Origin of the sequence: Mediterraneibacter gnavus ATCC 29149, from assembly GCF_008121495.1 — a bacterium.
Classification (GTDB): domain Bacteria; phylum Bacillota; class Clostridia; order Lachnospirales; family Lachnospiraceae; genus Mediterraneibacter; species Mediterraneibacter gnavus.
The window spans coordinates 2,441,992-2,462,441 of sequence record NZ_CP043051.1 but is presented as its reverse complement, the minus strand read 5'-3'; the positions used below and the strand labels follow the sequence as shown (position 1 = coordinate 2,462,441).

Below are 20,450 nucleotides of genomic sequence, written 5' to 3'. Positions count from 1 at the left end.
ATAAAAGCCTATGGCTGAATATTTGTCTCTTTGCAAATAAAAATTGGTCTTTTTTTCAATTCCATATATGCTTTTGCAAAATACTCCCCTAAAATACCGATACAAAACAGTTGAATTCCACCTATGAATAGCATAATACATACCATAGACGGCCATCCAGAGGTCGGATCTCCAAAAATCAGTGTTTTTGCAACAATTACGATAATCAATATAAACGCAAGTACACAGAGTACAATTCCCATGATTGCTGAAATCAGCAACGGTACTGTAGAAAAAGCAACAATCCCTTCGATTGCATACACAAACAATTTCCAGAAAGACCACTTTGTCTCACCTGCAACTCTCTCGATGTTTTCATATTCCATCCATTTTGTTTTATATCCAACCCAACCATACAGACCTTTTGAAAATCTATTGTATTCTTCCAGCTCCAGAAGACTGTTTACAAACTGACGCGTCATCAATCGATAATCTCTGGCTCCATCTACAATTTCCGTATCTGAAATTTTCTTGATCAAATGATAAAATCTCCTTGCAAAAAATGACCGGATCTTTGGCTCTCCTTTTCTTGTCACTCGTCTTGTTGCCACCGAATCATATCCTTCTTCTTTGATATAATGCATCATCTCCGGCAATAACCTCGGTGGATCCTGCAGATCAGCATCCATAATCGTGACATAGTCCCCAGAAGCATAACTTAATCCTGCATACATTGCTGCTTCTTTCCCAAAATTTCTGGAAAATGATACATACTTTATACATTCGTCTTTTTTTGCCAGTTCTTTTGCAACTTCAAGAGTTCTGTCCTTTGACCCATCATCTACAAAAAGAACTTCAAACTGGAATTCTTTCATAATCTCCATTACTTTTTTTATTTCATTATAAAACAAAGGAATACTTTCTTCTTCGTTATAGCATGAAACAACTACACTTATTTTTTCCATCGCTTTTCCTCTTCATATTTTCTTAACTTCACTATAGCACATTTATTAAGATGCTTCAATTTTTCATTTTTACTTCATATCCATGACTGAATCATCAATATTTTCTTTTCCTGCTATCTGTTCATAAAAAATAGAACGTTTTCTAATTTCCTTATTCAGGGTATCCATTCCCACTTTTTCTGCAAGAGCCGGCTCTGCTGAAAACAAATTTGTTCCGAGTCCCAGGCGATCCCCTTCAATCTGTGCTCCCAATGCCGCAATTGTCGTTGGAAACATATCCATTGTTGTCGCCATTCTGTTTTTCTGATTGACCGGAACAATTGGAGCATTGATGATCGTATTATATACACCTCGCGTATAATCTTCCGGCACATCCTGACAAAAATCACTGTCCATCGTCAAATGATCTCCTACAATCACAATCGTGGTATTCTCATAAAATGGCTGTGCTTTCAACCAGTTCACAAAATCCACGACCTGTCTGCTAGCGCAGGACATCACGTTTGCATACTGATTGCCCGGATGTTCATCCTGGCACAGATCACAAACATATCCATCTTCAAAATGGGTGTCAACAGTCAGCATCGTAAAGTTAAATGGTTGTCCGCTGTTAGCCAGATTTGTTACTTCCCGCCTTGCAAAATCGTACAATTTATGATCCTCATATCCCCACCACACTCGATAATCCGGAGGTATGAGACCGTTTTGCTGAGCGTAGAGCAAATCTTTCACTTCATAATTTCCATGTCCCTCAAAATACTGTTTTCTTCCGGCAAACTCCCCTTCTGAGCCAAACATAACAACCTGTTTGTAGCCTTGTACCGCTAACATATCACCCAGAACAGTTGCTCCCGGAAGCACTTGCACATCTTCCTGTATATTCTCCGCGCGTAGCTTTACCTTCAGCGGCAACCCGGATGTCTGCGCCACCATAGCTCCCATTGTCCACGTGGCACCATCAGAAGGAATCAGACCGCCCAGCATATCGCCCGTCGAAAAATTAACGTTTTCCATTGCCAGCTGCGTCATCTCCGGAATATCATTTTCTGCAAAAGCGCCGCCTACATCTGTTGAAGCGTACGTGGATTCCATGGACTCCATAAAAATGTACACCAGATTTCTCTTCTGCTCGGGAAATGTAACCGGAACCAACGCCGGATCCATATAATTCTCCTGCAAAAACATCGAGATCGTATCCTGATTTTCCAGATATTCTCCAACATCCAGTTCATTCCACACCATCTGTCCGGATGATACAATCAGTGCCATCGAACCTGCAACCGCTCCAATCTGTACCACCCATTTTGTAATCTTTGTTTTTCGCACCATTACGATTACCAATACCACAAAAAACACTGCCATCACTGCGGCCGGTATACAAGTCTCTACAAAATCCCAGAGTACCTCATGACTGGTGCCCTGGATTGGTGTCTTTAACTGAGCGACAAGCTCCTCCATAGACAGATTTGTCCATGTCGCCAGCATCCAGTTTGCCGCTTCATGAAGCAAGATTGCCAGAAATGAGAATAACACTGCTAACATACACAACAGCACTTTCATCACAATCTGAATCACCTTTATCATGTTTCCCAAACGAACAATCCCGATATTCACTTTCAACTGTTCTTCCGTTATATCCGTCAGATTCTTCTGCTCTTTTTGCGCCCCTCTGTCTAACTCTTTTTTCGGCTTCTTTCTATGCTTTTTCTTTAACTCCTGCAATCTTATGTCCTCTCCTTAATTCCAACTTTTATACTGACCACTTTTACGCGGCAAAAGGGAACGCAGCCTGATTTGCTGCGCCCCCTCTCTTATTTTTTATTTCAGAATAACTTTTTCGGATAAACTCCCGCATGAATCAAAGCCTGCAATTCCGAAACAACGGAATCCTTATCTTCTTTATAAGTCACACCAAACCATTTATCTTTTGATGTCAGCACTTTTACTGCAAGCTTTTTCTCCGCCAAAAGATCACCAATGATCGTCGGCAGTAAATATTCTGCTTTCAAGTTATCTGCCGGGGTATTTGCTACAAATGCCTCAAATCCACTTTCCAGAATCTGGAAGAACTCTGGCGTAAGTCCCCACATATTCATGGAAACGCTGGATTCAATATCGATTGGAATGTACGCTTCTCCCTTGTGAACGGCTGCTCCGCTCTCATATTTCTCAATATTGGACGTCTCCACAATATCTGCAAGATATCCGTTTTCATTTACTTTACAGACTCCGCGTGTTACCCCGCCGTTATCACTCAGTGTATTTTTCAAAACAAAGCTGACCATACAGATCTCATCCTTTGATGTTGTCTCTCTTGTAAGGTACTCGTACGCTTCCACATATGCCTGCTTTCCATAGTAATCATCTGCATTAATGACCAGAAACGGACTGTCTACAACATCCTTACAGCAGAGAATTGCCTGTCCGGTTCCCCATGGCTTTGTGCGACCTGAAAAACGTTCCCGATACGCCTGCGGAATATCATCTACCTCCTGATATGCGTAAGCAACCTCTACAACCTTTTCAATCCGGTTTCCGATCACTTCTTTAAAATCTTTTTTCAGATCCTTTCTGATTACAAATACAACCTTATCAAATCCGGCTTCCATTGCATCATAAATGGAGTAATCCATAATAATCTCTCCGTTTGGTCCCACCGGTTCCAGCTGTTTGATTCCGCCACCAAATCTGCTTCCAATCCCTGCCGCCATTACGACTAATGTTGCTTTGTTCATGTTTTTCTCCTTTGCTCTGTAACCTTTATTCTCCCAGTCCATCCTCAATGATCCTGATCATCTCTGCAAGAGCTGCTGTCTCATCAGAGCCTTCACAGATCACTTCGATCTCATCTCCGCTTTTGATACATGCCCCAAGTACACTCAGTACACTTTTTGCATTGGCAGTGACCTCCTCATTTCGAGCCTGCTTTCTGACCGTGATCTTACTTGCAAACTGCATTGCTGTTTTGCAGAATAATCCTGCCGGACGTAAATGCAGTCCTGTAGGATTCTTGATTTTTGTCTTTCCACTGACCATTTTATGTCTCCTCCCTTATTTTTCCGATTTCTCCTGTGTACTGTCAGATTTCTTATCGGCTTTCTGATCTGTTTCATCTTCCTTTTCTGTCAGCTTTACTTTTATTGTAGGCTGTTTTTCCAATTCTACTCCGTCAGGCACTTCAATCGATACCGGAACCTCATACTCTCCTGTAGATTTACAGTCCTGCAGATCAATCGAAACTGCATTTGTAATATCCAGCTGATCAAGTGTTGTCTGTTCTCCGATAAACTTCAATTCGATCACTTCATCTGATTCAAACGTAAGCTCATATTTGTCTTTCAGATTATTAACCTGAATTCCTTCTACCGGGAATTCTATAATCCTGGAACCCTCCTTCTCAATCATAACAGTGATCAAAATCGTATTGGCATTCTCATCCACCAGTTTGATTCCCTCCGGAAGATACTGCGTGATATCCACTGTCTTTTCTACTTTTTTAGTAACATCACTGACATCAATTTCCGATGTCGGAATTTCTATCTCCGATATCGTATCCAGCATCTCTTTTGTACCGCTGACTTGTATTGTCTGCGGCTCACAGGTCCATCCTGTGCAAATATAATTCTCTTTCAGATTCTCCGGCTGCTGATATGTAATCGGTACGTCTTTTGTATTCAGCATCTGGATCTCTACCTGAATTCCCTTCTCCGTGTTCAGGTTATTGCTCAACTTGCTCTGATCCACAATATTACCCTGACTGTCATAAAGTACCAGATTTCCCTGAACAGTTCCCGAATCTGCGCGTCCCGTCACATCCACTTTAACCACTGCTTTTTCAATGCTTTCTACAAGCGGTTCTGAGCCTTTGATCGTAATCTTTTCAGGATTTACAGTCATGTTGCCAATGATACATCCATTCTGCGGCGTTCCTGACACACTGACTGTCAGAGGAAATACCTTCTGTTTGACATCATTGATCTCCACTACCAGGTTATTCGGCGAAGCCTCAGCTTTACACTCACTGCTATATCGCTTTACAGAAACTTTGATCGGGATCAGACTGTTGATCTGCATTTCCTGCATGTCAGCAACCGCGCTGAAATCTGAAGATGTCAGTTTCTCCAGTATTTCACGCTTTGCCGTCACTTTTACACTTACATTCTCTGTCCCATCCAAAATCTGATACATTTTTCCTTTACTTTTTACAACCTGCTCATTTTTTACTTCCACCGGAATATTATCAAACGTCTGTGTGTCAACAGGATCATCAATGTTTATCACGATCAGCCACAGAAATACAGCGAAGAACAGGGCAATCACTTTCAAGCTCAGATTTTCCATGTATTTATGCTTTTTCATTCCTGCGCCATCCTTTCCATTTTTTTGCTTTCTTCTCTGCTGATCTGTACTGAATCCGATTCAGTCGTTCTGTAAGCCTCTCCTTTGACACTCCTCTCTCTAATTGTCCGCCCATTGCAACAGATACCTGACCTGTCTCTTCCGAAACTGCGATCACCAGCGCATCACAGACCTCACTCATTCCGAGCGCCGCTCTGTGTCTTGTTCCCAGTTCTTTGCTGATCTGCATATTATCTGAAAGAGGAAGGTAACACGTTGCTGAGGTAATCCGATTTCCCCGTATGATCACTGCTCCGTCATGAAGCGGTGTGTTATGCTCAAATATATTGACCAATACCTGTGAAGAGATCTTGCAATCCAGTTCAATTCCCGTCACCTCATACTCTGTCAGATGAATCGCCTGCTCTACAACGATCAACGCTCCTGTGCAGACACTGCCCATCTCAAAGCATGCGCGCACGATCCCGTCTCGGGTTTCATCGGAAAAGCGCTGATTTTCTTTGCTTTTATCAAAAAGAGTAACATTCGTAAGAAAATTCTTTTCGCCCAGCTTTTCAAGAGCTCTTCTAAGTTCCGGCTGGAACACGACAACTGCCGCTATTGCAAGTACGCTGATCGACTCCTTTGCCACAAATAAAATCGTATGCATCTTAAAGATCGCGGCAAGCAAAAAGAATGCCCCCAGCATGATCATCCCTTTTAAGAGCATCCACGCTTTTGTATTCTTGATCCACAGCATGATCTCATACACGATCACTGTAATGATCAATATCTCTATCACATCTGTCAGGTGTACCGTTGGAAAGTATAAACCATTTATGTAATTGTTTAAAAAAATTCTGATCCGGTCTTCCATCCAGTCACCTCCTCATCCTATTCTCCAGAACCAGGCTTCTTGGTCCACAAATCTCCAAGACTTTTCGTAAGACTCAAGTCATCCTCCGGCTCGTTCTGATTCTGTCTCAATTCTTCATTTAAACTCTGCGTCAGCAGAAGTTCATCTACATTTTTCTCCAGATCTGCTTCCTGGATCTGGCTCGTATCAATCGCCACCGTTTCCTGAACCATCGGCTCCGGCTTCAGATTTACTGCTGCTTTTGCTTCCTTTGGCTGTTCTTCATGAGGCTCTGTAATATGCTTCACCTGTTTTTCAGGTAATGTAACCCCTACTTTCGGCACCGCTTTTACATAGTAGTAATACTCATCGTCCTCAAACTGTAATGTCTCTGTTCTTGAATAATCCACAGAAAGGAAGAAAAATTCTGCTATCAGACCTGCTGCTACTGTCACCACAAGATCCAGTAAAATAAAACTTGCCTGGAAGGAAACATCCAATGTCATACAGCCTGACACCTGAAGCACTGCCGCCACGATTGCTCCCGCAACGGAAGCTGTCTTCCACGCATGACTGATGCCTCTTGTTCTCACCCCATATACTACCATCATCGCCAGGAGCAGAACAACTACCATCATCCACATCTCTTTGTTGGCCAGTATCTGTTTTGTAAATACCATGATTCCATCCAGAAGTTCTTTTACCCCTCCACTCTGAAATGCCGATGCCGTCAGCTTTACTGTGTGGAGCATATAATAAACAATCGTCCCCAGCATCATCGAAACTGCAAATGAAGGCGCTCCGAGCAACCCAAATACAACCGGGATCACATATGGGACCTTCAGAGCAACTGCTACTGCCGCCACTACCACCAGCCATGATTTTTTAGGTGTAAATCTTACATAAAAAATATACATCACCAGAAAAATTGCCAGACATAATCCCGCTACCGGCAAAGACAGTGCATACAGATGTACCAGAACAAGCAGGGCTGCTACAAGTGCCAGCATCCCGACCGGAAGAAAGGCCGTAACAGCAGCAAGACCAACTGTACAAACTGTAGAGGATAATGCTTTCATAAATCCTATATTGGAATTGATCAGTCCGAATACACATAATCCCAACACGAACTGCAGTATCTTTACAATATAAAAAGAATATCTGGCATAAATTTTTTCTATCTGATCCTTCCATACAAGTAATGTGCTCATATTATTTTTTCTCCTTCATGTTTATCTTTTCAAGACGGGACAGATCCCGATAATATTTTTTCACATGCTGCTTGGCAAGATTGTGTTTTCTCTTGTAGAACATCCTTGCACCGGTACAATAAAGAATCAAAAGAATCAGATAACCGCCTACTGCCGTTCCCATCAAGAGAAGAAGCTTTAGTATCGTAAGCTTTTCCAGAATCTGCTCCAACGTGCAGAATGCGATCAGTGCCGCTACGATTGCATAACCGATGGTAAACCAGATTGCCGTAGCCCACACATTCATACTCACATAATCCTTTTTATAATAACTGCTGATTTTCAGATCCTCTTCTGCTCCCTGCTTTTCATAAGAAGCCATCTTGATCATCAATCGTATTTTTCTTTTATCCAACATGTTTCCACCTCGATCCATTGCCTTTTAAACATCATTTTTAGTATATCATACTGTCAGAGTCCTTGTCCAATGCTTATGGTCAAAAAATATACTTTTTGTGCTCCTGCATTTTTCAACACCTTTGCCACTCTGTGTATGGTATTTCCGGTTGTATAAATATCATCGATGACCAGCACACATTTTTTCGGAATCCAGGATTTTGTGACACCAAATGCTCCTTTTAGATTTCGAATCCTGTCTCTGCTCCCAAGCACTTTCTGAGGTCGCGTTTTCTGAATTCTTTTTACTGCATCTTTGTTCACGGGAAGATCCAGCCTTTTCCCAAGTTCTTCCGCCAGAATTTGTGCCTGATTGTAACCTCTTATCCTCTGTCTGGATCTGTGAAGCGGAACTGGTATAATTTCTTCTATTTTCCATTGTTTCACAGCATCTCCTAATTCTGCAGCCATTTCCGCAGCAAAAATTTCTCCATAACATCTTCTGTTTTTGTATTTAAATCTGTAAATTCCCTGCGAAACCGGTGCTTTATGCACCCAGATACTCTTCCCGGCTTCAAACGCATACTTCTTTTTTTGGCAATCACGGCAGTACTCCTGCTCTTCCTTTCTCAATGGCTTTCCGCATTTCATGCATCTTGGCTGACGGATATACACGATCTTTTCTTTACAGGAAGGACAGATTCCATACTTGTATACATTTTCGCAAAATGGACAAACTGAAGGGTACAACAGCTCTAAAACTCTTGTATACGCTCGTCCAAACTTGTGTATCGTTCCTGTTCGTTTTTGTTTTTTATCATTTCCTGAAATGTATCTTCACTCCCAACTATCGTTAAACATTTTTTTGCCCTTGTCACTGCTGTATACAATAAATTCCGATTATATAACAGCTTTGGTCCCGGAAGCAGCGGAATTACCACCGCCGGATATTCGCTTCCCTGGGATTTGTGAACCGTGATCGCATACGCCAGTTCCAGTTCATCCAACAGCTCAAACGGATATTCTACCTGTCGCTTCTCATCATACTCAACAGTCAGAGTTTCTTTATAGGAGCTGATCTCCCGGATGATTCCCATATCCCCATTGAAAATCCCCATTCCTTTATCTACCGTCACCCCATACTTTGTACAAACTTCCCACTCCAGCTGATAATTATTCTTGATCTGCATCACTTTATCACCGGTACGGAAAATCCTTCCGTTTGCTTCCTTTTCTTCCTTCTTCGGATCCGGAGGATTTAAATATCTCTGCAAAATCACATTCAGACGCTCTACTCCAAGCAGACCTTTTCTTGTCGGTGTCATCACCTGAATATCAAACGGAGATGCATCCACATATTTCGGAAGTTTCTTCTGGATCAGTGTGATCACAACTCCTATGATCACATCCGCCTCCTGTCGCTTCAGGAAAAAGAAATCACGACTTTTGTTATTTATGATCACGCGCTCACCCGCATTAATCTTATGCGCATTCAGTACGATATCACTTTCTCCCGCCTGACGGAAAATCTTTGTCAGTGTAACCACATGAAATTTATTCGATGCAATCGTATCTTTTAATACACTTCCCGGTCCTACCGACGGCAGCTGATTGACATCCCCCACCAAAATCAATCTTGTTCCGGGCACAACTGCTGTAAGGAGTGCATGCATCAAGGTCAGATCTACCATGGACATTTCATCAATGATCAGCACATCTGTTTCCAGTGGATTGTCGCGATTTCTTAAAAATCCATTGACATTTCCTTCTTCTTCTGGATTTCCGCTGACTTCAAGCAGACGATGAATCGTCTGCGCTTCATAACCTGTCGCTTCTGTCATGCGCTTTGCTGCACGCCCTGTCGGCGCTGCCAGAAGAATACTCATCCCCTCGCTCTCAAAAAACTGAATCATGGTGTTGATTGTTGTTGTCTTTCCGGTTCCGGGTCCTCCTGTCAGGATCAAAAGTCCATGCTTGATCGATTCGATCACCGCCTGATGTTGCATTGGATCCAGTGAAATCTGTTCCAGCTCCTCCACTTTTCGCAGTCGTTTTTCCATCATATCTTCCGGCATCGCGCAGTCAATATCCAGATCATTCAGCATACGGGCAACATTCAGTTCCATATAATAAAAGCGGGACGGGTAGATACGGATCTCTCCTTCTATTTCTTTCATAACTGTCTTTCGTTCCATGCAAAGATCCATGATATATTTTTCAATTCCTTCAATCTCAACACCAAGAAGCCTGGAGGTCCTTACCTCTAAAACATTCTTCGGCAAATATACATGTCCTTCTGTCATGGACTGCTGAAGCACATAAAAAATCCCGCTTTGGATCCGGAAATCAGAGTCTGTATGTATTCCAATCTTTGCCGCAATCTCATCCGCAGTTTTAAACCCAACACCTTCGATATCATCCGCAAGTTTGTAAGGATTGGTTTCCAGGATCTCATACACTTTACTGCCATACTTCTGATAGATTTTTGCTGCCAGTGCTGTACTGATTCCAAAGTTCTGTAAATAAATCATCACTTTGCGCATTCCTTTTTTCTCATCCACCTGCAGCGCGATCTCCCTTGCTTTGCGTTCGCTGATTCCATTCACTTCTGCAAGCCGTTCCGGCTCTTCTTCTATAATACGAAAGGTGTCTGTTTTAAACTTCCTTACAATTCTTCCTGCCAGAGTTGCACCGACTCCTTTGATCGCACCGGAACCAAGATACCGCTCTATGGAGATCAGATCTTCCGGTTCCTTCATCTCGTAAGAACTGATTTTCAACTGGCTTCCGTAAATATTGTGATTCACATAATCTCCCTTAATTTCCAGGCGCTCTCCTTCGCTGATAAAATTCAGGGTTCCTACACAGGTTACTTCGCCCGCTTCACTTTCCAGCTGAAATACTGTATATCCATTTTCTTCATTGCGAAACACAATATGTTCCACGTATCCTGTTACAATCTCCACTTCTTCCTCCCATTTTATGCAGCCTCAACATTGTATACATGTATTCTTGCATATTTTTTCTGTTTAACAGTCCTACAATAGAAGACAGACTCCCCCGACATACAGAATCTTCATTCTGTTGCCGAAGCAGCCTGTCCCATCCTGATTTCTTCTCAGAAATCCTTCCTGCCACTCATAAATTCCACAAACTGTCCGGTTCCGATCGCTACTACTTTCATCGGATCTTCTGCCGTCATTGTATTGATACCTGTCTTTTCCTCTATCAGCTCTTCCAGACCTCGCAGCATTGCCCCACCGCCAGTCAGAACAATCCCCCGATCCAGAATGTCGGCAGACAGCTCCGGCGGAGTCTGTTCCAATACCGAAACAACCGCTTCCACAATCTTCCCTGATGTCTCGCGAAGTGCTTCTTCTGTCTCCGAGGAAGTCACTGTTACCGTCTTTGGAAGCCCTGTCACCAGATTCCTCCCTCTGACCTCCATACTCTCTTCCTCAATCAGAGGATATGTCGTGCCGACTTTGATCTTAATATCTTCAGCAGTCCGCTCCCCGATCAGAAGGTTATGCTTTTTCCGCATATACCGTACAATTGCTTCATCAAAATCATCCCCGGCAATTTTAATCGAGGTATGCACGACCGCGCCACCCAGCGAAATTACAGCAATATCTGCAGTTCCGCCTCCAATATCCACGATCATATTACCACATGGCTTTCCGATATCTATTCCTGCTCCGATTGCTGCTGCCACCGGCTCTTCAATGAGATGTACTTCTCTTGCTCCTGCCGCAAACGCAGCTTCTTCTACAGCTCTTTTTTCTACTTCTGTCACACCGCTCGGTACACAAATGCTGATTCTTGGCTTCTTAAACGTTCTTTTTCCGATTGCTTTTCTTACAAAGTACTGAATCATCTTTTCAGTTACTGTATAATCTGAGATCACACCCTGCCTGAGAGGACGTACTGCTACAATATTGCCCGGTGTTCTGCCTAACATCAGCCGTGCTTCCTCTCCGATCGCTCTTATTACATTCGTATCTCTGTCAAACGCTACTACAGATGGTTCTTTTAAAACAACCCCTTTTCCTTTCACGTATACAAGAACACTTGCGGTTCCCAAATCTATTCCGATATCTACAGCCATCTTTTCTCCTCCAGCCTTACAAATTCTTTTTCCCCTCTTTTGTATTTCTCAGTTCATTTATAATCTGTCTTCTCTTCGGCTTCAGATACTCGCATAGTTAAGTATAATAAAATTTATTTCACTTGGAAACCCCTTTTGCACATTTTTATTTTTTATTCAGAATTGCGGCAATATATTTGCCTGTATACGATTTCTCATTTGCTGCAATTTCTTCCGGTGTCCCGCTCGCTACGACTGTACCACCTTTATCTCCGCCTTCCGGACCAATATCGATAATATAATCTGCTGTTTTGATCACATCCAGATTATGTTCAATCACGATCACCGTATTGCCGTCACCTGATAAACGTCGCAAAATCTCTGTCAGCTTATGCACATCTGCAAAATGTAGTCCTGTTGTAGGCTCATCCAGAATATATACCGTCTTTCCTGTACTTCTGCGGCTTAACTCTGTTGCCAGTTTGATTCTCTGGGCTTCTCCTCCGGATAATGTCGTAGATGGCTGTCCCAGTCGGATATAAGACAGACCAACATCATTGAGTGTTTCCATTTTTCTCCGGATACTCGGAACATGTTCAAAAAATTCCAACGCCTCTTCCACCGTCATGTTCAATACATCATAAATTGTCTTTCCTTTATATTTCACTTCCAGAGTTTCTCTGTTATAGCGTTTTCCTCCACACACTTCACACGGTACGTATACATCCGGCAGGAAATGCATCTCAATCTTAATGATTCCATCTCCGCTGCAGGCCTCACAGCGTCCGCCCTTCACATTGAAGCTAAATCTTCCTTTTTTATAGCCTCTCGCTTTTGCATCCGGTGTTGCTGCGAACAAATCACGAATCAAATCAAATACACCCGTATATGTTGCCGGATTGGAACGCGGTGTTCTTCCAATCGGAGACTGATCAATGTCGATCACTTTATCTACCTGCTCCAGCCCTTCAATTCTCGTATGCCTTCCCGGAATTGTTCTTGCATGGTTCAGTTTTTTGGCAAGTGTTTTGTATAAAATCTCATTGACAAGAGAACTTTTTCCGGAACCGGACACTCCTGTCACACATGTCATGATTCCCAACGGAAACTTGACATTGATATTTTTCAGGTTATTTTCTTTTGCGCCTACTACTTTCAAATATCCGGTCGGTTTCTCTCTTTTTTCCGGAACCGGGATCTTGAGGCGTCCGCTCAGATACGCTCCGGTCACTGATTTTTCGTTTGCCATCAACTCTTGAGCCGTTCCCACTGCAACAACCTGTCCACCATGCTCTCCAGCTCCCGGACCGATATCCACAATGCAGTCAGCCGCCAGCATCGTATCTTCGTCATGCTCCACTACAATCAGAGAATTTCCCAAATCGCGGAGATGCTTCAATGTGGCAAGTAACTTGTCGTTGTCCCGCTGATGCAATCCGATACTCGGTTCATCCAGAATATAGGCCACACCAACAAGTCCGGAACCAATCTGAGTTGCCAGCCGGATTCTCTGCGCTTCCCCGCCGGACAGTGTCCCTGTCGCTCTGGCAAGCGTCAGATAGTCCAGTCCTACATCCAGCAAAAACTGAATCCGCGCTTTGATTTCTTTTAAGATCTGTTCTCCGATCAGCAGCTGCGTCTCTGTCAGTTCCAGCCCCTGTAAAAATTTCTGCAGCTTATCGATTGAAAATGCTGTGAGTTCTGCAATATTTTTCTCTCCCACAGTTACCGCAAGAGAACCTTTTTTCAATCTCTGACCTTTACATTCGGAACATGGAGTAATCCGCATAAAAGTCTCATACTCTGCCTTCATTGTCTCAGACCCCGTTTCGCGATAGCGGCGCTCCACATTTTTGATCAGTCCTTCAAAGACCACATCATAAACACCTTCTCCACGCTGTCCTTTGTAATGTACTTTCACAGATTTCCCGTTTGTTCCGTAAATCAAAACATCGTGAATCTCTTTCGGATAGTCCTGAAACGGCGTCTCCAGATCAAAATGGTATTCTTCACACAACGCATCTAAAATTGCACGTGTAAAGCTTGATTTTTCTGTACAGGACTGCCAGCCCATCACTGCGATTGCTCCCTGCTGAATGCTGAGTGTCGGATCCGGTATCATCAAATCCTCATCAAATTCCATCTTGTATCCCAGCCCAAAACAAGTCGGGCAGGCACCAAACGGATTGTTGAACGAGAAACTTCTCGGCTCAATTTCTTCAATACTAATTCCACAGTCCGGGCAGGAAAAACTCTGACTGAAATTCATCGGTTCTCCGCCGATGATATCTACGATCAGAAGCCCTTCCGCAAGTGAAAGTACACTTTCCACGGAATCTGTCATTCGTTTTTCAATTCCCGGTTTCACAACAAGACGGTCTACAATAATCTCAATATTATGTTTGATATTTTTATCCAGTGCGATATCCTCTGACAATTCATACAGATTCCCGTCTACACGAACACGCACATATCCTGACTTCTTTGCCCGTTCAAACAGCTTTGCATGGGTTCCTTTCCTGCCTCTTACGACAGGAGCAAGCAACTGGATCTTTGTACCTTCCGGAAGTGCCATCACCTGATCTACCATCTGATCCACCGTCTGCTTTTTAATCTCTTTTCCGCATTTCGGACAATGTGGAATCCCGATTCTCGCATAGAGCAGTCGGAAATAATCATAGATCTCTGTCACTGTACCCACGGTAGAGCGAGGATTGTGATTGGTCGATTTCTGATCAATAGAAATCGCCGGAGAAAGCCCTTCTATACTTTCCACATCCGGTTTCTCCATCTGACCAAGAAACTGCCTTGCATAGGAAGAAAGCGATTCCATATATCTTCTCTGCCCCTCGGCATAAATTGTATCAAAAGCCAGGGATGATTTTCCCGAACCACTCAGTCCTGTCAGCACTACCAGTTCATTTCTGGGGATGTCAACATCTATATTTTTCAAATTATTCTCATTCGCGCCGCGTATTCTGATATACTGTCTGGCGTCCATCTTTTTTCCCATGTAAAATTCCTTTCCCATTTATATCATAATTATTCGATCTCATTCAATATCTGTTTCAGCTCAATCAATTTATCTCTTAATTCTGCCGCTGATTCGAAATCCAGCTCTGCTGCCGCTTTCTTCATTCGCTTCGTAACTTCTCCGATCAACTTCTCCAGTTCTTTCCTGCTCATAGACTCTGGATCTTTCTCCAGCTTCAGTTCTTCTGCTGCTACTTTTTTGGAAATACTGATCTGATCGCGGACCGCCTTCTGAATGGTCTTTGGCGTAATGCCATGTTCTTCATTGTATGCCATCTGAATCTTGCGTCGTCTTTCCGTCTCATCAATTGCCAGACGCATCGAGTCTGTCAGTTTGTCTGCGTACATGATCACGTGACCTTCCGAATTTCGTGCCGCACGCCCGATCGTCTGAATCAGAGAAGTCTCGGAACGTAAAAATCCTTCTTTATCTGCGTCCAGAATTGCCACCAGCGTAATCTCCGGAATATCCAGACCTTCTCTCAAAAGATTAATTCCCACGAGTACATCAAATACATCCAGACGCATATCACGGATGATCTCCGTCCGTTCTAATGTATCCACATCGGAATGCAAATATTTTACGCGAATCCCGATTTCCCGCATATAATCTGTCAGATCCTCTGCCATCCGTTTTGTCAGAGTTGTAACCAGCACTTTATTTTTCCTGGAAATTTCCTGATTGATCTCACCGATCAGATCATCAATCTGACCTTCTACCGGACGCACTTCTACTTCCGGATCTAAAAGCCCTGTCGGACGAATCACCTGCTCTGCCCGCAGAAGCTCATGCTCCTCTTCATAAACTCCCGGGGTTGCTGACACAAACAATACCTGATTGATCTTACTTTCAAACTCTTCAAAATTCAACGGGCGGTTGTCTTTCGCAGAAGGAAGACGGAATCCATAATCCACCAACGTCGACTTTCTCGACTGATCCCCGGAATACATTCCTCCAATCTGCGGAATCGTCTTATGAGACTCATCGATCATAATTACAAAATCATCCGGGAAATAATCAATCAGTGTATATGGAGCCTGTCCGGGCGCCAATCCTGCCAGATGACGGGAATAGTTTTCAATCCCAGAGCAAAATCCTGTCTCTTTCATCATCTCAATATCAAAATTTGTCCGCTCAGCAATCCGCTGCGCTTCTAACAGCTTATCCTGTCTTTTAAATTCTTTGACGCGCTCTTCCAGCTCTTCTTCAATCGCCTTGACGGCGCGGTTGATATTCTCTTTATCCACCACATAATGAGATGCCGGGAAAATCGCTACATGCTTTAACTCGTCTTTGATCTCTCCTGTAAGAATGTCCACCTCTGTGATTCTATCCACTTCATCACCAAAAAATTCAATTCGGATCGCAACGTCTGACTCATATGCCGGAATCACTTCCAAAACATCTCCCCGAACCCGGAATGTTCCACGATGAAAGTCCATGTCGTTTCTGTCATACTGAATCTCAATCAGCTTTGCTACAACTTCATCTCTGTCCTTGATCATCCCCGGACGCAGAGAAATCACCATGTTCTGATAGTCTACCGGACTTCCCAGTCCATAGATACAGGAAACACTCGCCACAATGATCACATCTCTGCGCTCTGCCAGTGCCATCGTAGCAGATAACCGCAGCTTATCAATCTCATCATTGATTGCTGAATCCTTGGCGATGTAGGTATCCGAGGATGGGACGTAGGCTTCGGGCTGATAGTAGTCGTAGTAGGAGACAAAATATTCCACGGCATTGTCAGGGAACATCTCCTTGAATTCTCCGTATAACTGCGCTGCCAGCGTCTTATTATGTGCAATGACAAGCGTCGGTTTCTGAAGCTGCTCAATAACATTTGCCATCGTAAAAGTTTTTCCAGAACCCGTAACCCCTAGTAAAGTCTGGCATTGATTGCCTTCCTTGAAACCTTTTACCAACTGCTCGATCGCCTGTGGCTGGTCTCCGGTTGGCTTATATGGGGCTTTCAAAATGAATCTATCCATAGCAAAATCCTCCATGTGTGACTTTTCGTATGCTTACTGTCAGCCACATTTTCAAATATATTCGTAACGGAATGCAAAATACTCCGTCGAGTATTCATCATTTATTTATTCAAAATTTTTGTCTTCCAACACTGTTTGTAATTCTTCTTTACTAGGAAGTACCGTTTCGTATTTACTCGCAAATATCTGATTATTATCCTTAGGCAATGTCATTTCTACAATAGCATCCTTCTTATCTTTACAAATTATAATACCTATTGTTGCATTTTCATCGTCCAATTTAACTTTTCGGTCATAATAATTGACATACATCTGCATCTGTCCTATATCTTGATGCTTTAACTGGCCAATTTTCAAATCAAACAATACAAAACAACGCAATAAACGATTATAAAACACCAAATCAACTCTAAAATGCTCTTCTTCAAATGTAAATCTAACCTGTCTGCCTACAAATGTAAATCCTCTCCCTAATTCTAATAGGAACTTCTGCAAATTATCTATAATTCGATTTTCCAATTCCGTTTCAGAATAAGTAACCATTTCCGGAAGTCCTGTAAACTCTAAAATATACGGATCTTTGAATATATCTTCTGGCTTTTCAAGCATTTGTCCTTCTGTTGCAAGACGCATTACTTCTTCCTTATTTCTGCTCAATGACAAACGTTCATATAGCGAACTACCATACTGACGTGCCAATTCATCTTTACTCCAGCCATTTCTATATGCTTCTATTTCGTAAAAATGACGTTCTTCAATCTTACTTATTCTCATTAAAATAAGATAATGAGACCAACTCAAATAAAATTTTCTTCCTTCTTTTGTAGTCGGCAAGTTTTCAGATTGGGGAAACACCGTTTCCCCAATTGAATCTTTAGAATATACCAGATAAAATTTTCTCATCAATTTTAAATTATCATACGAGTAACCTCGCCCAAATTTTTGCGTTAACCTCTTTGATAATTCTTTTAATATGTACTTTCCATATGCTGCACGTTCTTTTCCATCCTGTTCCTCTTCAATAATCATTCGCCCTGCTTCATAATATGAGTATACCATCGTCATATTTACTGCAACTGATAATTTTTTTTTTGCATTTTGGAATAACTCTATTACTTTATTATAAAAATTTTCCTTTTGAATGTTATCCATCTATTCACATCCTTTCATTTTTCTTACTCTAATCTTCGCAAAACTCTATAATCTCTTCCTCTGATATCGGACAATAATCATTCCATCCGAAAAATCCATACTATTCGGTACTAAAGCACCAAATAGCACTCGTTTTCCCCCCTGACATTCCAGCTCACGAATTATTCCACCGCGATCTCCGGGAAGGACTCCTTAAACTCACCGTAAAGCTGCACGGCAAGGTTTTTATTGTTCACTATGATAAGCAGGCGTATTCTGATACTAATTCAAAGTGATCCACATTTTCTCCTTATCAGTATAGGCATATTTTGCTCACACTTATTCCCTGCCGTTATTATATCAAAATATAAAATAAAAGTACAGAGCAAAATCGAATGTTTGTTCTGTACTGTGATATACTTTTTCACTATAACTTCTATTACATATTTACAACTCCTTTTTCAAATTCTGCCTCTGAACCAACAAAATGATCTGGTTCATACTCTCCATACGTTGTTTTCCATGCAACACAGCCGACCTAATCAATCTGTTTCGCTATCAAGTAACACATGTTCTAACGTCTCCTTAAAATCTTTTCTGATAAGATCTTAGCTCCCCAATATTTCTATATACATTTTCTCTTTTTCGTTGTTATAACAACATACTTTCCTTGTTCCATGCGCTATAATCCTCCCATAACTTGAATCACTATTCGAAATTTTTATCTTCGAACCTTATTGAAACCACAGGAGGATTATCAAAATGGAACAAAATATGTTTTGCTATCAATGTCAGGAAACAGCCGGGTGTACCGGATGCACAAAAATGGGCGTATGTGGAAAAACACCACACGTAGCCGCTCTGCAGGATCTGCTTGTCTGGGTGACGAAAGGATTATCTGCAGTGACAACGCAGATGCGCCGGGAAGATTTAAACGTGACCGGTGAAATCAATCAGCTGATTACCAAAAATCTCTTCACAACGATTACAAATGCCAATTTTGATCCCGAAATGATCACTTCCCAGATTGAAAAGACACTTCAGATCAAAAAAGTGCTTCTTTTACAACTGAAAAATCCGGAAAAATTGCCGGAGGCTGCCCGATGGTCTGCAGCCCCTTCTGAATTTGCAGCCAAAGCTGCCACTGTAGGAGTTTTATCAGCAAAGGATGAAGATATCCGTTCATTGCGTGAACTGATCACTTACGGACTGAAAGGATTATCTGCATACTCCAGACATGCCAATGTTCTTTTAAAAGAAGATAAAGAACTGGATACCTTCCTCCAACGCGCTCTCGCAGCAACGCTGGATGATACCCTGACCGTGGAAGATCTGGTGAATCTGACACTTGAAACCGGTAAATACGGTGTTTCCGGAATGGCACTTTTAGATCAGGCAAATACAGAAGCCTATGGAAATCCGGAAATAACAAAAGTCAATATTGGAGTCGGTAAAAATCCGGGGATTCTGATTTCCGGTCATGATCTGAAAGATCTGGAAATGCTTCTTGAGCAAACCGAAGGAACCGGAATTGATGTCTATACACATTCTGAGATGCTTCCGGCACACTACTATCCTGCATTCAAAAAATATTCTCACTTCAGAGGAAACTATGGAAATGCATGGTGGAAACAAAAAGAAGAGTTCGAGTCTTTCCACGGACCGATCCTGATGACAACCAACTGTATCGTTCCTCCAAAGGACACTTACAAAGACCGCCTGTACACTATCGGTGCGGCTGGATTTCCCGGCTGTCAGCATATTGACGACATACCTGAAAAAAACAAAGATTTCTCCAAGCTGATCGAACAGGCAAAACACTGCGCACCGCCTTTGGAAATTGAACGTGGTGAAATTATCGGTGGATTTGCCCATGCACAGGTTTTCGCTCTTGCAGATCAGGTTGTTTCTGCTGTCAAATCCGGGGCGATCCGGAAATTTGTTGTGATGGCAGGCTGTGACGGGCGTGCAAAAAGCCGCAGCTACTACACGGATTTTGCGAAAGCGCTCCCAAAAGACACTGTCATTTTAACGGCAGGCTGTGCCAAATATAAGTATAACAAACTGAATCTGGGTGATATTAACGGAATTCCACGTGTTCTGGATGCAGGACAGTGCAATGACTCCTACTCCCTCGCAGTAATCGCTCTGAAACTGAAAGAAATTTTTGAATTAAATGACATCAATGAGCTGCCGATTATTTACAATATCGCGTGGTATGAACAAAAAGCTGTGATCGTCCTGCTTGCCTTACTTTCCCTCGGAGTGAAAAATATTCATCTGGGACCTACACTTCCGGCATTTTTAAGTCCTAATGTAACGAAGCTTTTGATCGAAAATTTCCAGATTTCAGGAATTGATACAGTTGAACACGATATGCGCCTTTTCTTCGGTGAATAATCTGTCTCTCTGACCGTCAGAGAATGCACAAAAAGTGCAGAGCTCTTTTTCGCTCTGCACTTTTTCTTATCTTTTTATTC

Annotated in this window: 15 protein-coding genes; 1 reads left to right on the top strand and 14 read right to left on the bottom strand. The window is 42.4% G+C overall.

All coding sequences use genetic code 11. The features are described from left to right. Nucleotides 1-8: 8 nt before the first annotated feature. The 14 genes from FXV78_RS12160 to FXV78_RS12095 all read right to left on the bottom strand — a co-directional run bounded on the left by FXV78_RS12160 (nucleotide 9) and on the right by FXV78_RS12095 (nucleotide 17,991). Nucleotides 9-944, bottom strand: a complete 936-nt coding sequence (locus tag FXV78_RS12160) for a glycosyltransferase family 2 protein (protein WP_004844504.1) — start codon at nucleotides 942-944, stop codon at nucleotides 9-11. Between the two features lie 69 nt (nucleotides 945-1,013). Next, nucleotides 1,014-2,666: an LTA synthase family protein gene (locus FXV78_RS12155; RefSeq protein WP_004844505.1), complete on the bottom strand. Its 1,653-nt coding sequence runs from the start codon at nucleotides 2,664-2,666 to the stop codon at nucleotides 1,014-1,016. Nucleotides 2,667-2,767: 101 nt separating this feature from the next. Then, entirely contained in the window at nucleotides 2,768-3,679 is a 912-nt protein-coding gene (locus tag FXV78_RS12150; protein WP_039960159.1) for a nucleotidyltransferase family protein, read from the bottom strand. Nucleotides 3,680-3,704: 25 nt separating this feature from the next. Continuing rightward, nucleotides 3,705-3,980 carry an HPr family phosphocarrier protein gene (locus tag FXV78_RS12145; RefSeq protein WP_004844507.1) on the bottom strand — a complete coding sequence of 92 codons (276 nt, stop codon included), beginning with the start codon at nucleotides 3,978-3,980 and terminating at the stop codon, nucleotides 3,705-3,707. 15 nt (nucleotides 3,981-3,995) lie between these two features. After that, a complete protein-coding gene (locus tag FXV78_RS12140; RefSeq protein ID WP_004844508.1) occupies nucleotides 3,996-5,303 on the bottom strand; it encodes a CdaR family protein in 1,308 nt (435 codons plus the stop codon). Next, nucleotides 5,290-6,159 (bottom strand): diadenylate cyclase CdaA, encoded by an 870-nt coding sequence (gene cdaA / locus FXV78_RS12135; protein WP_004844509.1) that lies wholly within the window; start codon nucleotides 6,157-6,159, stop codon nucleotides 5,290-5,292. Before cdaA ends, FXV78_RS12140 begins: the two co-directional genes overlap by 14 nt. Nucleotides 6,160-6,176: 17 nt before the next feature. Beyond that, complete coding sequence (locus tag FXV78_RS12130) at nucleotides 6,177-7,349, bottom strand: hypothetical protein (protein ID WP_004844510.1); 1,173 nt, start codon at nucleotides 7,347-7,349, stop codon at nucleotides 6,177-6,179. A 1-nt stretch (nucleotide 7,350) separates the two neighbouring features. After that, a complete protein-coding gene (locus tag FXV78_RS12125; protein WP_009243955.1) occupies nucleotides 7,351-7,746 on the bottom strand; it encodes a hypothetical protein in 396 nt (131 codons plus the stop codon). A gap of 53 nt (nucleotides 7,747-7,799) precedes the next feature. Then, nucleotides 7,800-8,474: a ComF family protein gene (locus FXV78_RS12120; RefSeq protein WP_023923728.1), complete on the bottom strand. Its 675-nt coding sequence runs from the start codon at nucleotides 8,472-8,474 to the stop codon at nucleotides 7,800-7,802. A gap of 5 nt (nucleotides 8,475-8,479) precedes the next feature. Next, nucleotides 8,480-10,690, bottom strand: a complete 2,211-nt coding sequence (gene recD2 / locus FXV78_RS12115) for an SF1B family DNA helicase RecD2 (protein ID WP_004844513.1) — start codon at nucleotides 10,688-10,690, stop codon at nucleotides 8,480-8,482. Between the two features lie 152 nt (nucleotides 10,691-10,842). Continuing rightward, a complete protein-coding gene (mreB, locus tag FXV78_RS12110; RefSeq protein WP_004844515.1) occupies nucleotides 10,843-11,832 on the bottom strand; it encodes a rod shape-determining protein in 990 nt (329 codons plus the stop codon). A 145-nt stretch (nucleotides 11,833-11,977) separates the two neighbouring features. Continuing rightward, nucleotides 11,978-14,824 carry an excinuclease ABC subunit UvrA gene (gene uvrA / locus FXV78_RS12105; RefSeq protein ID WP_039960160.1) on the bottom strand — a complete coding sequence of 949 codons (2,847 nt, stop codon included), beginning with the start codon at nucleotides 14,822-14,824 and terminating at the stop codon, nucleotides 11,978-11,980. Nucleotides 14,825-14,853: 29 nt separating this feature from the next. Continuing rightward, a complete protein-coding gene (uvrB, locus tag FXV78_RS12100) occupies nucleotides 14,854-16,839 on the bottom strand; it encodes an excinuclease ABC subunit UvrB (RefSeq protein WP_039960124.1) in 1,986 nt (661 codons plus the stop codon). 105 nt (nucleotides 16,840-16,944) lie between these two features. Beyond that, entirely contained in the window at nucleotides 16,945-17,991 is a 1,047-nt protein-coding gene (locus FXV78_RS12095) for a PDDEXK nuclease domain-containing protein (protein WP_004844518.1), read from the bottom strand. A 741-nt stretch (nucleotides 17,992-18,732) separates the two neighbouring features. Between FXV78_RS12095 and hcp the strand changes: the two genes are divergently transcribed. Then, nucleotides 18,733-20,370, top strand: coding sequence for a hydroxylamine reductase (gene hcp, locus FXV78_RS12085; protein ID WP_004844520.1), 1,638 nt, complete (start codon nucleotides 18,733-18,735; stop codon nucleotides 20,368-20,370). The last annotated feature ends 80 nt before the right edge of the window (nucleotides 20,371-20,450 follow it).

Coding starts and splice junctions, on each gene's coding strand:
- FXV78_RS12125 (WP_009243955.1), bottom strand. CDS start 7,746: ATGTTGGATAAAAGAAAAATACGATTGATGATCAAGATGGCTTCTTAT.
- FXV78_RS12150 (WP_039960159.1), bottom strand. CDS start 3,679: ATGAACAAAGCAACATTAGTCGTAATGGCGGCAGGGATTGGAAGCAGA.
- FXV78_RS12160 (WP_004844504.1), bottom strand. CDS start 944: ATGGAAAAAATAAGTGTAGTTGTTTCATGCTATAACGAAGAAGAAAGT.
- FXV78_RS12095 (WP_004844518.1), bottom strand. CDS start 17,991: ATGGATAACATTCAAAAGGAAAATTTTTATAATAAAGTAATAGAGTTA.
- hcp (WP_004844520.1), top strand. CDS start 18,733: ATGGAACAAAATATGTTTTGCTATCAATGTCAGGAAACAGCCGGGTGT.
- mreB (WP_004844515.1), bottom strand. CDS start 11,832: ATGGCTGTAGATATCGGAATAGATTTGGGAACCGCAAGTGTTCTTGTA.
- cdaA (WP_004844509.1), bottom strand. CDS start 6,159: ATGGAAGACCGGATCAGAATTTTTTTAAACAATTACATAAATGGTTTA.
- uvrB (WP_039960124.1), bottom strand. CDS start 16,839: ATGGATAGATTCATTTTGAAAGCCCCATATAAGCCAACCGGAGACCAG.
- FXV78_RS12130 (WP_004844510.1), bottom strand. CDS start 7,349: ATGAGCACATTACTTGTATGGAAGGATCAGATAGAAAAAATTTATGCC.
- FXV78_RS12140 (WP_004844508.1), bottom strand. CDS start 5,303: ATGAAAAAGCATAAATACATGGAAAATCTGAGCTTGAAAGTGATTGCC.
- FXV78_RS12145 (WP_004844507.1), bottom strand. CDS start 3,980: ATGGTCAGTGGAAAGACAAAAATCAAGAATCCTACAGGACTGCATTTA.
- uvrA (WP_039960160.1), bottom strand. CDS start 14,824: ATGGGAAAAAAGATGGACGCCAGACAGTATATCAGAATACGCGGCGCG.